Below are 14866 nucleotides of genomic sequence, written 5' to 3' on the forward strand. Positions count from 1 at the left end.
TTTAAATTGAATAAGTAATCATTCAAATGGTTTTTTCATAATGATCTCGCCATAAGACAACGTACGTTGGTGACCGTCAGATAGTCGGACTACCAGTCCTCCTTTGGGATCGATATCGATCGGAACAGCTTCAAATTGTTGATTACGTTCTTTGAACGTAATTTTTTTTCCCAACACAAAACAGCGTTTTTTATATTCTGCTAAAAAAGAACGTTCTTCGATCGCTTGGTAGATGGTATAGAACTGGTTCGCAATTTCGGCTATTAGGAGGTTACGATCAAAACTAGCCTTTTCTGCAGAAGATGTAAGAAAGCCGGCAATAGCTTCTAGTTCAGTGGGGAAACCGGCTGAAGGTTCTTTGACATTCAAACCTATCCCAACAATTAAGGTCTCTACTTTACCACTTTCAAAATCAGATACCGCCTCTGTTAAAATGCCGCATATTTTTGTGTCGCCAAGATAAATATCATTTACCCATTTAATTTGCGGTTTCTTAGTGGTCAATTTTTCAATAGCTAAACAAACAGCTACAGCAGTGGCTGTGGTAACTAAAGCAGCATCAGCCATATTTAAATTAGGTTTGAGATAAAAACTCATATAAATACCCGTTTGACTAGGAGAATAAAAAGATTTACCTAATCGTCCGCGCCCTTTAGTCTGTTCTTCAGACAGAACGATTCCCTGCCTTATAGGATCTTTTGATGAAAGTCTTCGAGCTTCATCATTTGTAGAGTCGATCGTTTTAAAAGTATGCATAGAAAGGTCTTGCAGAGCAGCCAATAGGGATGGTCTAATGGTTTCGGCAGAAATGACATCTGATTTCGCAGAAAGTCGGTACCCTTTATTGGTTACAGCTTCAATAATATACCCTTCTTTTTGTAGTGTTTTGATGCCTTTCCAGATAGATGTTCTTGAAAGGCCTAGAATATCTGCTAATGTTTGACCGGAAATACTCTGTCCTTTTTGTTGTTCTAATACAGAAAGAATGCGTAATTTTGTAGACATAAGTTCACCTCGGTTTTAGTATAATAGGTTCTTTTTTTATTGTCAACTACATTTTTTTTAAAAGGTAACAATCGAAGTAAGAAGCTGGAAATTAGGGGGAAACGTTAGGAATAACACTTGTTTAATCAATATAAAAGTAGTAATATTAGAACATTCTACAAAAAAAGTCATAGAAGAATCAAAGGAGAATAAAGATGCCCGTAATGGAATTAAAGCAAGTAAATAAATCATATAAGGTCAATGGTGGAGAAACGTTTCAAGCTTTGAAAGATGTTAATTTGTCTTTTAAAAAGGGAGAATTGATTTCTATTATTGGGGAATCGGGCAGTGGAAAATCGACACTGATGAACTTGATTGGTGGATTAGACTCAGATTTTCAAGGTGAAATTCTTGTCAATGGTGAAAATATTAGAGATTATTCTGAAAAGAGTTTAGTGCAATACCATAAGGAAAAAGTAGGATTTGTATTTCAAAGTTTCAATCTTATTTCTCATTTGTCTGTTTTAGATAATGTAACATTAGCAATGACGTTATCGAATGTTTCAAAAGCAGACCGTGAAAAAAGAGCAAAAGAAATTTTGGATGTAGTAGGCTTGAAAGACCATGTGTATAAGAAACCTGACGCTATTTCAGGTGGTCAGAAGCAACGTGTTGCTATTGCACGTGCACTAGTAAATGATCCTGACATCATTATCGCAGATGAACCCACAGGAGCTTTGGATTCAGAAACATCGAACCAAGTTTTAGAAATGATCAAAGAAATTGCTGAAAATGGCAAACTAGTCATTATGGTCACTCATTCTGAAAAAGTAGCTGCCTATTCTAGTCGAGTTGTGACGATCGATGACGGCCGAGTAATCGATGATCAAGCTGGAAATGCATTGATCGTTAAAGAAAATAAATACAAAACTGAGAAACCCAACCGCAATAAAAATTTAAGTTTGCTAGGTTCTATGAAGTTAGCACTTTTAAATATGAAAGAAAAGTTATCACGAAATATTTTGATAGCCTTAGGTGGAAGCGTTGGGATCATGAGTGTTATTTTGATGTTGTCTCTAGGTAGTGGGGTAAATGCTTACTTAACGGATACTATGAATAGCCAAGTGAATCCATTAGTCAGCGAAGTTCACATGCCAGATGAAGCAACAGGCAACGAAACAGAGATAAACAAATTGCAAAAACAAAACCCGTTGTTAGGCTTATCTAGCGCAGCTTCGTTTGAAACTGAGAACACTGAAGAATTAGCTGGGATCGAGCATGTAGAGTCTGTTGAAGAAGGCTTTACTAATTTCTCAGTTGGATCAAGCAAAGCTTCTTTTGAAGAAAATACGGCTCAATTCATGAGTATAACAACTGTTTCTTCAATGATCACTAGTGCGGATATTTTAGAAGGTGAATTGCCTAACGAAGGTGAAGTCGTGATCACGGAGAACTTGGCCGATACTTTAGGCGATGTTCTAGTAGGAAAAGACATTCAAATAGAAACCTTGATCAATGAAGAACTGCTTGATTTAACGATGACGGTCAGCGGTATTTATGGTTCTGAAGGTGGAATGGACACCGTATACTTGAGTTATGAGAATTTGGAAAATGCTTTAGAAGAAGCAGGTGGAGAACTAGCACCTAATATCGTTTACTTGGTTTCTGATGATGCAGATGCGACTGAGTCTATAAAAGCTGAAGTTGAAAGATTAGAGTACAAAGGTTCATCAACAGAAGCATTGGCAGATACGTTTAGCCAAATGTTAGATATCTTTACTTATGTACTAGCTGGAGTTGCTGGGATCTCGCTAATTGTTTCGGCCATTATGATCTTGACTGTCTTATACATCAGTGTCGTGGAACGGACAAAAGAAATTGGAGTGATCAAAGCAATAGGTGGACGTAAAAAAGATATCCGCCGTATCTTTGTATCCGAATCATTCTTGATCGGTTTATTCAGTGGTCTGTTTGGAGTAGGAATTGCTTGGGGGCTATCATTAGCCGCTAATGCAGCAAGTACGCATTATTTTGATGTTGATATTATCATTTTAACACCAACGTATGCCATTGCTGGGATCGTTTTGAGTATCATCATTAGCATGGTGGCTGGTCTAATGCCAGCATCTAAAGCTGCAAAACTAGATCCAGTAGAATCATTAAGAAGAGATTAATAAAGTGAACTATATTTTTGCTAAAGAATAAAACCTAACGTGTAACTGTTTATAAGCAGTTATACGTTAGGTTTATTTTTTTATCTTATTTGTTAGTGGTATAGACTCTGGGAACTCTAGCTCCAATCAAGCAAGCCACTTCATAATTGATCGTACCCATTTGTTTCGCCACTTCGCCAATGGAGATACAGTTAGTTGATGGATCTCCGAAAAGAACGATTTCTTCACTAAGATTAAAAGCAACAGAATCAATTTCAGTAAGATCCACCATTGTCTGGTCCATACATACGCGTCCGACAATAGGCGCTTTATGGCCGTTTAATGTTACGTGCCCCTTATTCGATAGTGCCCGTGAAAAGCCGTCTGCGTAGCCTACTGGAATGGTTGCAATAATTGAATCTTTTGTAGTTGTATAAGTTCGTCCATAGCTGATGCTTTGTCCAGCCGGAACTTCTTTGATTAAAAAAGGTTTTGTTTTAAAGGTCATAACTGGTTTCAACTCTATTTTATCGCGTAAGTGTTCTTCAGGGTATAAGCCATAAATACCGATACCAACTCGAACCATATCTAAATGCATCTCAGGAAAAGCAATCGTTGCAGCAGTGTTGCAGCAGTGCTTGAGAGGGATCACATAGCCTTCTTTTTGAATAGAAGAAACAATTTCCATAAAGTGGTTAAATTGATCGTAAACAAATGTAGAATGAATAGCATCTGCATCTGCAAAATGAGTGAAAATGCCTTCCAATATCAAGTAGTCTGATGTAATGGATGCAATGATTTGCAAGGCTTCATCTGCTGTTCGTACTCCAATGCGATTCATCCCGCTATCTACTTTTAGATGAATCCGGCAGACTTTCATTTTTTCTTCTGCTCGTTTTTGAATGCTTGCTACAGCTTCTTCAGAGTAAATCGTCAATGTGATATCGTTGTCGATAGCTGCTTCAATCGTTTCCTTGTCGAGACTATTATAGCCAAACACTAGAATTGGAATGGAGAATCCAGCTTTTCGTAAAACAAGCGCTTCATCTAAAAAAGCAACGGCCAGATAGGTTGCACCAGCATCAATGGCTGTTTGGGCAACCTCTTTTGAACCATGGCCATACGCATCAGCTTTTACAACTGCCATTAAAGCCGTCTCTGGTGGGATCATTTTTTTAAAGCTTTTTATATTATGTTCTAAGTTATCTAAAGCTATCTCTACCCATGTTTCTCTAAAACTTTCTCTTTTCATTTCAGTCACTTCCTATAGTTAGCTAGCATATTTTAAACAATGATACCACTTAATAGCAAAAAAATGAATGATTAGCAAATTATTCATAGAAAGAAGGTCATGATTTTAAACTTCATATAGGCTTGTATAAGGCGTAGAATGATTTGATCAAAGATAGATAAATCGAATTTTTAAAATCTATAGCGATAGAATAGAAAAAAATACAACGCAGTCATTAGTCGTTGGTTGTGTTATTTAGAAAGCAGCTACTGCAAGGGTAAAAGTGTTACTATAGAAGTTAGCTGTTTTAAATGCAAATAAATGGTATTATTAACCTGAATGATTCATACTTTTTTCAAAAAATAAAAATTAGTGTGTTTTTCACTTCATTCAGGACAGTAGCTTGTTTGGTTTACTGATTTTACTTCAAATTTACAAAGCACTCATTTTTTTGTCAGGCAATTAAGATTTTTGGGCATACTGACCCCTTGGAATGAGCCATTTTTTTTAACTATTGTATTGAGTATGAGTGCTACTCCCATTTAAAATGCTGGATATTCCACAAGATTTTACGAAAGAGTTTCTGATAAACGTGGGAGGAACTGAGTTTCAAAGAGGTTTTCCTTCCCGAATGAACAAGCTTACCTGCCACTTTAAATAAGAACAAGCGAATGGTTGATACTTGAAAACCTTTGGTTTCTTTCGTAAAACAAAGAGTACGCATAAAATTGACCATGTTATAAGCTAGTACGCTCACCATCATGCGTGCATGATTTTCTAAGAAACGAGGGCTGTCGGTTTTATCGAAATAAAACCCATTTTTGGCCTCTTTAATATAATTTTCCATGGTTCCTCTTTTAGAATAAGTTTGAAAGACCGCTTCTGCAGAAATATCTTCTGATAAATTAGTTACGATAAATTCATGTCGAGCAATCAATTCTGTTGCTTCACGCGTAGATTTAATACAAACTCTTCGTGAATGTGACCAGCTCTTCGCTTGATAGAGTACAGAAGCGTAGTGAACTTCTTTTCTATACCAATCGTGTTGATCATCTATAGAGATAAATTGCTCAGCGATTTTGCCTAATTTGCGATTCGATTTCAATCGAATAACATAAAAATTTCGACGTTCTTCACATAGCTCATATAATTCAGGAGTTGCAAAACCACTATCGGCACGCACTAGAATAGAACTTACAGGTACGGTTTCTTGATAATGGTCAAAAAGTGGTTGGACAAAATCTGCCACACCATTGGATGTGTACACGTTACCAGAACGAAGTTCTGCTTTCAATAAATCACCGGTCAAGCCTTCAAAGGCAACTAGCGGATGATAGCCATTCGTTTGGTAATGAGCGTTATAATTCGAATTTTCTTGATTCCCGAAGGTATCCGAATGAGTTGAGTCTAAATCAAAAATCATCTCAGTTGTATTACGTGCAGTCCGTACTTTATCAAGCAGGATTTGATTGACTTCTTGCAATTGGAAAATATTTTCTTGATTTAACCGATCCCAAAAGCGAGAAATAGACGGTTGTGAAGCAAGTTGTTCTTTAGCTAATAGGCTCTGGAAAATGGGATCTTTTGATAAAATGTCAGCCGAAGAATCTGTTTGATAGCCACCAATCAATTGAAAAATAATTTGTTCAATTATCGCCTGATTAGTATGTTTATGATAAAGTCGATTATCATTAATGATGAGGTTTTGTTTTAAAATATTAGAAAAATTAATGGTGTGCATAAACTCCTTAACTAATATTAACCCGGAATCTGAGGATAAATTACCACCAGAATGTGATACCGAAATGTTTGAATTGAAAAGTAACCGATTTTCATGTAAAATTGCCATAGGGAGAACCCCTTTCTTTGGTTACGTTTAGGTGATTTAACCATAACAGATTGGGGTTTTTTTTGCACACCCAAAGGGTGTTGAGAAATCCAGCTTAAACTAGCGCTAGAACAGTTTTTCCAGAGCATTTCAAAAAAAGTATGAATTATTCAGGATTAATTAAGTAAAGATAAATTTTAGTGTTTTTTTTGTAATAAAAGTGAAAAACTTCACAAAAGGAGATAACTATGACTTTTAATGTTTTGATGTACCATGAATTTCGAGAACGAGGCGATGTGGATGTTATGAATCCATCGACTATTTCGGTTGCACAAAATTATCAAGATGCTTTACCAACAGTACTTTTCAGTTACATAGATGATTTTAAAGAACAAATGAATTTTTTGAAAAGTGAAGGCTACCATACATTGACGCTTCAAGAAATGAAAAATTTTTACGAGAAAGGAATACCGTGTCCAGAAAAATCGGTTTTAATAACATTTGATGATGCATTTCAATCAGTGCACAAGTATGCCTATCCGATTTTGAAGGAATTACAGTTTCAGGCAGTAAGTTTTGTGGTATTAGGTTGGCTATCACAAAAGAAAAAAATATTTGATCCAACTGTATCAGCAGTTATGAGTAAACAAGAACTTGAAGAGATGAAAGATGTATTTGAATTCGCTAATCACACAACTAATCTTCACAAACGATACTCTAATGGAACAACTGAAATGCAAACGACTTCTCTTCAAGAGTTGAAAGAAGATTTAGAAAGATGTGGAGAATATGTGACCTACCCAGATGTATTTGCTTATCCGTTTGGAATTTTTGCGTCTGAGGATACAAAACGCTTAGCTGAAGTCGGTATACATTATGCGTTTACTACTATTCCAGGGATAAATACAAAAAGTACACCGTTGCTAGAACTACACCGTGATACAGTGATGCTTGATTGTACATTAGAAAAATTTAAAACAATTGTGGAAAGAGGACCGAAAAAATGAAAAAATTAGGTAGACTGTTAATAGCAATCATATTGGTAGGAGTAGCACCAATAGCATTGGCAGCTTGTTCAACGGATGCCAAAACAGTTCAAAGTAATGAAGCTAGTTCTTCAGACACTGTAAATGAGCCACTTAGATTTGGCACATTACCTGCAGAATCGGCTATTCCTATTATATTAGCTGAAGAGAATGGTTATTTTGAAGATGAAAATGTAGCTGTGGACATCACTCCTTTTAGTTCGCCAAACGATCGCAATGCAGCTGCTCAATCCGGTGAACTGGATGGGATGATTGCAGATGTAATGACAGCTCTTTCATTCCGGGAAGGTGGAATCGATTTGACGATTACATCTGATATCAATGAAGAATTTAAATTGTTGTCTTCACCTGATTCAGGAATCATAGATATCAAACAATTAGATGGTAAAAATGTTTCATTAATACCTAAGCTGCTGCTTGAATATATTATGGATGAAATAGCTGCCAAAAATGAAATTGGTTATGAAGTGGTTTCGATCCCTTCTATCCCGGCAAGATATGAAGCATTATTGGAGAATCAAATTGATTCGGTTATCTTCACTGAACCTCAAGCCACAGCACTTAAAATAAATGGAGCACATGTGTTGGCAAGTTCATCAGAGTATGGAATCAAAGGCGGAACGATTCTATTTAGTGATGAGAGTGTAGCAGAAAGGTCTACTGACATTGCGGCTTTTTATCGCGCGTATGACAAAGCAGTTGATTATATAAATACAACTGATCCAGTTGAATACAGCACTAGTTTAAATGAGTATAATTTCCCCAAAGAAATGGGAGACTACTTATCCAATAAAGAAGAAGGTTATACTAAAGCAAAAGCTGTTACTAAGGAACAATATGCAAGTATAGAAGAGTGGACCAAGGAGAAAGAAATGATCAGCAAAGATTATACGTATGAAGAATTGACCGATTTTTCTATGCTGAAAGAGTAGCAAAAATACCACGATTTGACTGTCTCAATTAAGAGAATCAGTCAAATCGTGGTATTTTTTAGTCTGAAATCAAATTGATTTATTCCATGGAGTCAAAAACCATTCAAGGAGATCTATCAGTTTAAATAATAAAAATCCGACTAAACAAAGCGCCAGTATGCCGCAAAACATTTGGGAATAATCAATGACAGACCAAGCATTCATAATGTAATAACCAAGACCAAATTGAGTAGCATAATTTTCCGCAAAAAATAGCGAGGCTACTGCAATCCCAATACAAACACGTAATCCACTAATGATTTGTGGGAGAATAGCTGGATAGAGTAGATAGATAAAGGTCTGCCATTTACTCGCATGCATCATCTGCATCACCTGATAATAGGACTGGTCAATTTGATTTATGCCATCGCGTACGGACAGAATTAGTTGAAAGACGATGATCCAGACGACTAAGCTGATTTTTGATGCATCACCTAAACCAAAAACCAGCATGAAAACCGGTAGAAATGCGACTTTTGGTATAGGGTAAATGAAATATAGCAAAGGAGACAATAAACGATCTGCCCATTTGCTGGATCCGATCCAAATACCTAAAGGCACACTGATTACAAAAGAAATAAGAATAGCCGATAAGATCCGAAATAAACTACTGAAGATATGGGGGAGCAGTATTGGAAACACTTCTATGAATAAACGAATCGTTTTGATTGGTTCTGGAATAACAGGATGTGACACGACAAAGTAGAGAGACTCCCAAACTAAAAATAAGCCTATCAAACCAATAAAAGTATCTAAAGGGAATTTTTTGTTTCTATTCATGCTGTGTCCCGCTTTCTAGACTTTCTCGAACCCTTAAGCACATGTCGTAAAAGGCCAGCTTTTTACGACTATTTTCAATTCCAACTAAAGGATTATGTATGATCTCATGTATTCCGCTTTGATTCATAACAATGATCTGCTCTCCCAAAAATACTGCTTCCTCGATAGAATGAGTAACTTGTAAAAGAGTTGTCTTTTTTGTTTGATGAATGGATAAAATCAGATCCTGCAATTGCTCTTTGGTCATGGCATCCAATGCTGAAGTAGCTTCATCTAAAAAAAGGATCTCAGGATCTAAATTCAAACTTCGTGCAATTGCTACACGTTGTTTTTGCCCGCCGCTAATCTGAGAGGGATAGAATTGGGCAAGATTTAAAATGCCTAATTCTTTTAAAAGGTGGTTTGTCTTCTTTTTGATACTGTCAGGACTATGATGGGTTATTTTAAGCCCCATCGCTACGTTATCGAAAACGGTAAACCATGGAAGCAAAGCGTATTCTTGAAGAATGATTCCAGTATGAGCTGGGAAATCGGTTACTGGAATATCATTTATTTTCATTTCTCCGCTGACAGGTTTAATAAATCCGGCTAAAGCATGAAGAATAGTCGTTTTTCCGCAGCCGGAGGGTCCAATTATGACACATGTAGAGTTAGATGGAACAGCAAAAGAGATCCCATTCAATACAATTTTATCTTTAAACGAACAAGTTAACTTGTTCACAAATATAGCGTTTTTAATCATTCAGCTGTCTCCTTTGGGTAGTCGATTCTATTATAAAATTTATAGTCATGACATACAAACAACTTTTAAAAATATAAAAGGTTAAAATGATGTAAAAACTTTTATTCTAACTTTAAAAATTCAGAAAAATGGCTTCTGAAAGTAATTATTATTTGATTTCAAAAAACACTGGCTTTTTATTCGTAAATCCTTTATAATAAAAAGTGCCGAAAGGCCGTACGGCAATGATAGACTTTCGAATCGTGTCAGATCCGGAAGGAAGCAGCACTAAGGATGTTCCGTCATGTGCCGTTCGTACATAGAATAAAAAAAAAGAAACTGCTGATTGGAAAATCAGCGGTTTCTTTTTTTATTTTATTCTGGCTCTACGTCAAATGGTGTGGATGAGCTAAATTTAGTTGGAAATAACGTCTTGTTTAAGCAGCGTGAGAGAATCTTCTCGCGCTGCTTTTTTTTGCTTTAAAACTAATCAAAATACGACATCTAAAGTTCTGAAAATTCCGATAACCATAAGCAACCCGTTTGATGACTTTTATTTTATTGATTGACCCTTCTAAAGCACCGTTAGAATAGGGATACATAAAAGTATGTTTTATCCTAGGCAAGTGTTTACGCAGGGTTTTAAGGGCAGTCTGCATAAAAGGAGATAACTCTTTAGGAGAAGCCTTAAGTACAAGGTTTTTAAACCCTTTATAGTCATTTTTTTTAGAATAATAAAGAAGATTTTGATACAAATCATACGTCGCTTTAAGAGTCTCGTCGAGCGTAAGTAGGTAGTCGATGATTTCTGTATTCGGTAAAGGTTTTTTAAAGAGTCGTTGATAGCGGTAATCCTTAAAATTTAAGTCGTCTGAATCCTTTAACAGGAGTTGCCAGTACCTTTTAAATTTTCTGTAATTCTTTAAATCTTCTGAATTAGAGGTATGGAATTGTTTCATTGTTTGAACTCTGGTTTGATTCAACGAGCGTGATATCAACTGAACGATATGGAAACGGTCAATGATCACTTTAGCATTAGGAAAGAGATCTTTAACTAATGTAAAGTAGGCCGCGTTCATGTCTACGACAATCGTTTTTACGTTCATCCTCGTCTTATAGGGATAGCGAAGAAAGTGACGGCGTAAAGCTAGTAGCAGCCGAGTTGGCAAGATATCGATTGGTTCATGTGTGTCTGCATTCGAATAAATAAAGCTCATTTTTCCTTCGACGTTTTTAACGGATTGAAATTCATCGAAAGAGAGGTGTTGCGGCAAGGATTTGAAGGTATTTTTAACAGACTGATTGAGTTGTTTCAAGACTCTGTCTACAGTGGTAGGAGAAACAAAATGCCGTTTAGACAGGTCTTTTATAGAAATAGTGTCGGCTAATTCAACCGCGATAGACTGTTTGACCCGTTTAGCGATGAAGCAACCTTCTTCAATTTCAGGAGAACGTGCAACAAAGGTAACACCGCATGCTCTACAAAGAAACCGCTGCTTCTTTAATCGAATAGACGTTGCATAATGAGTCGAACTGACCCATTTAACCCTAGAGGTTAAATACCCATTCTTTACAATAGAGTAGGCGTGGTTCTTCATCCCACAACACTCACAGTGAGTGGGTTTGTACGTTAAAGTGGCATAGAAAACTTTTGATCTGAACCCTTTGATTCGTTTCTCCTCGCAAAATTTTTCATCAAAAAAGATATTTTTATCTTTTAAATCAAGTGCAGTTCGGATACAATTATTATGAGACATATGAATTTTCCTTTCTAGTGGGTTGTCGTGACTTTATTCTAACTGGAAAATTCATTTGTTTCTATTTTTTTATAAAAAAATAGGTGCGAATGAATTTCTTCATCCACACCAAAAATTATACAGCCTTTATTCTTCAGTATAATTATATAGCTGAAACTGTAAAGAGTCTTTGACTAGCTGTTTAAATTCTGCCTCAAATAACGTATAATAGAGAGTAATTATGAACGGTTCAAGAAAGGGAGAAATGCATGAGTTATCAAGCACTTTATCGAGTATGGCGTCCCCAACGATTTCAAGATATCGCGGGTCAAAAAGCCATCACACAAACGTTAATAAATGCCTTGGCACAGGGGAAAACAAGCCATGCATACCTATTCACTGGGCCTCGTGGAACAGGAAAAACGAGTGCAGCTAAAATTTTTGCTAAAGCCATTAATTGTCCCAATTTAAAAGATGGAGAACCATGTAATGAGTGTGAAACGTGTCGTTCTATTACTCAAGGTCAATTAAATGACGTGATTGAAATTGATGCGGCCAGTAATAATGGAGTAGAAGAAATTCGGGATATTCGGGATAAAGCAAAGTATGCACCGACTAGTGCTGAATATAAAATTTACATCATTGATGAAGTCCACATGTTAACAACTGGAGCTTTCAATGCCTTACTGAAGACGTTAGAAGAGCCCCCAAAAAATGTCGTTTTTATTTTAGCTACAACAGAGCCGCATAAAATCCCTTTGACCATTATTTCTAGAACACAACGGTTTGATTTTAAACGAATCAGCGTTCGTGATAGTTGTGAACGAATGACATATATTTTAAATCAAGAAAAAATAACCTATCAGGAAGAGGCTTTAACGGTTATTGCCAGAGCTGCTGAGGGTGGTATGCGGGATGCCTTAAGTATATTAGATCAAGCGATCTCATATGGAGATGATTCAGTAACTGTTGAAAATGCAATGAGTGTTACTGGTAGTTTGACACAAGAATTAGTTTTAGACTATTTTGATGCTATTATTCAATCCAATACTGAAAAAGGTTTATCCCTTTTGCAAAGTATCTTGTCAGAAGGAAAAGATGCCAGCCGTTTTGTAGAAGATTTGATTCTGTTCAGTCGAGATTTGTTGGTTTATCAGCAAGCTCCCCAGATGACTGATTTACTGGAAGGCGCTAATGTTGACGAGGGATTTAAAACACTCAGTCAAACGATTACAGCCCAACAATTGTATGAAGTCATCGGGATCCTAAATGATACTCAACAAGAGATGCGATTTACAAATCATGCGGAAGTGTATTTAGAAGTTGCAACGGTAAAATTGACTCAATTAGCTGTTGCTGCGTTGGTAGGCAGCACAGCAGTTGAAGAGTCGAGAGTGAACGGAAATACCCAAGTTGAGCAGCAAAAGCTCACGGATATGGAGAAAGAGCTCCTAGAAATGAAAAAGCAGCTGCAAAAACTTGCTAAGAATGGCGGAACGCCTCAGCCACCTAAGAAAGCACCTAAAGTGGTCTCTAAACCAGGAAATACCCAATTTAAAATAAATACGACGATGATCCACAAGTTATTAAGTGAAGCAACAAAAGAAAATTTAGCTCAGTTGATCGATATTTGGCCTGATTTATTGAGTATGCTGTCAGTAACTCAGCGAGCGATCATGAAAGCTTCAACACCAGTTGCGGCAAGTCCTAATGGCTTGATCGTCTCATTTGAATATGATATTTTGTGTCAAAAAGCTACAAATGATAATGAATTGCTTGAAGCCATCAGCGAAAATCTACAACGTTTAGTGGGGTATTCACCAAAAATGATCTGTGTTCCAGCAGAACAATGGCCAATTATTCGAGAACAATTTTTGAAACTTAATAAAGAGTTGTTGAAGAAACCTTCAGTAGAAAAAAGCACTTCTCCAGCTGTTGTTAAGGGTGAGACCCAAGTTGTCTCTGATTTTGAACAAGAAAATTTAGCTAGTTTAGAAACGGCGTTACCTGAACCAGATGAAGATGAAACCATTGTGATAGAAGCTATGGAGTTGTTTGGAGAAAAAAACGTCGAAGTAAAAAATGATTAAAAATCAACCAATTGAAAGGAAGAGTAAACGATGCGTGGAATGGGAAATATGCAAGGCATGATGAAACAGATGCAACAAATGCAAAAAGAAATGGCGAAATCTCAAGAGGATCTAAATGTTAAAGAATTTTTTGGAACAACTAATGGAGATTTGGTCACTGTAACGTTGACTGGAGAAAAGAAAATGAAAGATATCGCTATCAAAACAGAAGCAGTCGATCCGGATGATATTGAAATGTTGCAAGATTTAATCATTATGGCAACAAATAATGCTTTAGAAAAAGTAGAAGTTGAAACACAAGCCGTTATGGGGAAATACGCTAAAGGCATTCCAGGTATGTAAACCACAAATAAGCAGATAATGATTAAAAATGGGATTCCTTGCGGGTCCCGTTTTTTGAATCTTATAATTCCTGCATAAAAAGGATGAGAAGGGAAATGGCTATGCAATATCCAGAACCGATATCAAAATTAATGGACAGCTACATGAAATTACCCGGAATTGGGGCGAAAACAGCAGCTCGCTTAGCTTTTTTTACGATCGACATGCGCGAAGAGGACGTAACGGACTTTGCTAAATCGTTGATCAGTGCAAAAAGAGACCTGCATTATTGTTCCATTTGCGGCCAGATTACAGAAGATGATCCTTGTCAAATATGTCAAGATAAATCACGTGATAGAAGCATCGTTTTAGTTGTAGAAGATCCAAAAGATGTCATGGCTTTAGAAAAAATGCGTGAATATCATGGTTTGTATCATGTATTACAGGGTGTTCTTTCTCCAATAGAGGGAACGGGCCCAGAAGATATCAATATACCGAGTTTGATCAAACGATTGCAGTCAGATGAAATCAATGAAGTGATCATTGCAACAAATGCCAATGCTGAGGGCGAAGCAACAGCGATGTATTTATCGAGACTGATCAAGCCAGCAGGAATTAAGGTAACGCGCTTGGCTCATGGACTTTCAGTTGGAAGTGATATTGAGTATGCGGATGAGATCACATTGCTAAAAGCAGTTGAAGGGCGCAGAGAACTTTAGCCAAAAATCAAGAAGGAGGCTGGAAAAATGCTGTTCAAGAAAAAATATGCATTACGAAGAGAGTATGATGCAGCCTTGCTAAAATTAATGACAGAGACAAAAGGGAACTGGGAATACGCAAAAAGAATCGAATATTCGGTCATTGAAAAAGACAGTCTGTTATTTGCTCAAACAAAATTAGCAGAAGCAAAGTATTTTTATTTGTTCAAAGAAGCTAAGAAACGGCACATTAAAGGTGACGCATCAACTTTAGGATCATTTAAGTGAGCAAAAAGCGAGGAGGAGC

13 protein-coding genes and 1 other RNA gene are annotated in these 14866 nt (G+C 36.6%); 8 read left to right on the plus strand and 6 right to left on the minus strand.

Annotation, left to right across the window (positions count from 1 at the left end; translation table 11 throughout):
* Positions 1-18 precede the first annotated feature (18 nt).
* Positions 19-1005 carry a biotin--[acetyl-CoA-carboxylase] ligase gene (locus BR50_RS06540; protein ID WP_034547280.1) on the minus strand — a complete coding sequence of 329 codons (987 nt, stop codon included), beginning with the start codon at positions 1003-1005 and terminating at the stop codon, positions 19-21.
* A 194-nt stretch (positions 1006-1199) separates the two neighbouring features.
* On the opposite strand from BR50_RS06540, the gene BR50_RS06545 reads away from it, so the two are divergent.
* Positions 1200-3158 carry an ABC transporter ATP-binding protein/permease gene (locus BR50_RS06545; RefSeq protein ID WP_034547281.1) on the plus strand — a complete coding sequence of 653 codons (1959 nt, stop codon included), beginning with the start codon at positions 1200-1202 and terminating at the stop codon, positions 3156-3158.
* 85 nt (positions 3159-3243) lie between these two features.
* Here BR50_RS06545 and alr read toward each other — a convergent pair whose 3' ends face one another.
* Positions 3244-4389, minus strand: a complete 1146-nt coding sequence (gene alr / locus BR50_RS06550) for an alanine racemase (protein ID WP_034547284.1) — start codon at positions 4387-4389, stop codon at positions 3244-3246.
* Between the two features lie 511 nt (positions 4390-4900).
* Positions 4901-6217, minus strand: a complete 1317-nt coding sequence (locus BR50_RS06555; protein WP_034546789.1) for an IS1380 family transposase — start codon at positions 6215-6217, stop codon at positions 4901-4903.
* Between the two features lie 227 nt (positions 6218-6444).
* Here BR50_RS06555 and BR50_RS06560 point away from each other — a divergent pair, with 227 nt between their 5' ends.
* On the plus strand, positions 6445-7203 hold the full coding sequence (locus BR50_RS06560; RefSeq protein WP_034547286.1) for a polysaccharide deacetylase family protein: 759 nt from the start codon (positions 6445-6447) through the stop codon (positions 7201-7203).
* A complete protein-coding gene (locus BR50_RS06565) occupies positions 7200-8174 on the plus strand; it encodes an ABC transporter substrate-binding protein (protein ID WP_034547288.1) in 975 nt (324 codons plus the stop codon). Before BR50_RS06560 ends, BR50_RS06565 begins: the two co-directional genes overlap by 4 nt.
* A gap of 69 nt (positions 8175-8243) precedes the next feature.
* Here BR50_RS06565 and BR50_RS06570 read toward each other — a convergent pair whose 3' ends face one another.
* On the minus strand, positions 8244-8993 hold the full coding sequence (locus BR50_RS06570) for an ABC transporter permease (RefSeq protein ID WP_051905758.1): 750 nt from the start codon (positions 8991-8993) through the stop codon (positions 8244-8246).
* Positions 8986-9735, minus strand: coding sequence for an ABC transporter ATP-binding protein (locus BR50_RS06575; protein ID WP_034547290.1), 750 nt, complete (start codon positions 9733-9735; stop codon positions 8986-8988). The genes BR50_RS06570 and BR50_RS06575 overlap by 8 nt, the downstream gene beginning before the upstream one ends.
* A 213-nt stretch (positions 9736-9948) precedes the next feature.
* Here BR50_RS06575 and ffs point away from each other — a divergent pair.
* Positions 9949-10035: signal recognition particle sRNA small type (gene ffs / locus BR50_RS12585), an RNA gene on the plus strand.
* A 116-nt stretch (positions 10036-10151) separates the two neighbouring features.
* Here ffs and BR50_RS06580 read toward each other — a convergent pair.
* Positions 10152-11471 (minus strand): ISL3 family transposase, encoded by a 1320-nt coding sequence (locus BR50_RS06580; RefSeq protein WP_034546213.1) that lies wholly within the window; start codon positions 11469-11471, stop codon positions 10152-10154.
* 248 nt (positions 11472-11719) lie between these two features.
* Here BR50_RS06580 and dnaX point away from each other — a divergent pair, with 248 nt between their 5' ends.
* From dnaX to BR50_RS06600, 4 genes are all read left to right on the plus strand, one after another.
* Positions 11720-13540, plus strand: a complete 1821-nt coding sequence (gene dnaX, locus BR50_RS06585; RefSeq protein WP_034547292.1) for a DNA polymerase III subunit gamma/tau — start codon at positions 11720-11722, stop codon at positions 13538-13540.
* 30 nt (positions 13541-13570) lie between these two features.
* Positions 13571-13882, plus strand: a complete 312-nt coding sequence (locus BR50_RS06590; RefSeq protein WP_034547294.1) for a YbaB/EbfC family nucleoid-associated protein — start codon at positions 13571-13573, stop codon at positions 13880-13882.
* A gap of 101 nt (positions 13883-13983) precedes the next feature.
* Complete coding sequence (gene recR / locus BR50_RS06595) at positions 13984-14580, plus strand: recombination mediator RecR (protein ID WP_034549040.1); 597 nt, start codon at positions 13984-13986, stop codon at positions 14578-14580.
* Between the two features lie 27 nt (positions 14581-14607).
* Positions 14608-14847 carry a YaaL family protein gene (locus tag BR50_RS06600; protein WP_034547296.1) on the plus strand — a complete coding sequence of 80 codons (240 nt, stop codon included), beginning with the start codon at positions 14608-14610 and terminating at the stop codon, positions 14845-14847.
* Positions 14848-14866 lie beyond the last annotated feature (19 nt).

The sequence above is a fragment of the Carnobacterium alterfunditum DSM 5972 genome, from assembly GCF_000744115.1.
In the GTDB taxonomy this organism is placed as follows: Bacteria; Bacillota; Bacilli; order Lactobacillales; family Carnobacteriaceae; genus Carnobacterium_B; species Carnobacterium_B alterfunditum.

What these genes read in the sequence shown, in the direction of transcription:
- BR50_RS06600 (WP_034547296.1), top strand. Translation starts at nt 14,608, where the DNA reads ATGCTGTTCAAGAAAAAATATGCATTACGAAGAGAGTATGATGCAGCC.
- BR50_RS06565 (WP_034547288.1), top strand. Translation starts at nt 7,200, where the DNA reads ATGAAAAAATTAGGTAGACTGTTAATAGCAATCATATTGGTAGGAGTA.
- alr (WP_034547284.1), bottom strand. Translation starts at nt 4,389, where the DNA reads ATGAAAAGAGAAAGTTTTAGAGAAACATGGGTAGAGATAGCTTTAGAT.
- BR50_RS06560 (WP_034547286.1), top strand. Translation starts at nt 6,445, where the DNA reads ATGACTTTTAATGTTTTGATGTACCATGAATTTCGAGAACGAGGCGAT.
- BR50_RS06590 (WP_034547294.1), top strand. Translation starts at nt 13,571, where the DNA reads ATGCGTGGAATGGGAAATATGCAAGGCATGATGAAACAGATGCAACAA.
- recR (WP_034549040.1), top strand. Translation starts at nt 13,984, where the DNA reads ATGCAATATCCAGAACCGATATCAAAATTAATGGACAGCTACATGAAA.
- BR50_RS06575 (WP_034547290.1), bottom strand. Translation starts at nt 9,735, where the DNA reads ATGATTAAAAACGCTATATTTGTGAACAAGTTAACTTGTTCGTTTAAA.
- BR50_RS06570 (WP_051905758.1), bottom strand. Translation starts at nt 8,993, where the DNA reads ATGAATAGAAACAAAAAATTCCCTTTAGATACTTTTATTGGTTTGATA.
- dnaX (WP_034547292.1), top strand. Translation starts at nt 11,720, where the DNA reads ATGAGTTATCAAGCACTTTATCGAGTATGGCGTCCCCAACGATTTCAA.
- BR50_RS06580 (WP_034546213.1), bottom strand. Translation starts at nt 11,471, where the DNA reads ATGTCTCATAATAATTGTATCCGAACTGCACTTGATTTAAAAGATAAA.
- BR50_RS06555 (WP_034546789.1), bottom strand. Translation starts at nt 6,217, where the DNA reads ATGGCAATTTTACATGAAAATCGGTTACTTTTCAATTCAAACATTTCG.
- BR50_RS06545 (WP_034547281.1), top strand. Translation starts at nt 1,200, where the DNA reads ATGCCCGTAATGGAATTAAAGCAAGTAAATAAATCATATAAGGTCAAT.
- BR50_RS06540 (WP_034547280.1), bottom strand. Translation starts at nt 1,005, where the DNA reads ATGTCTACAAAATTACGCATTCTTTCTGTATTAGAACAACAAAAAGGA.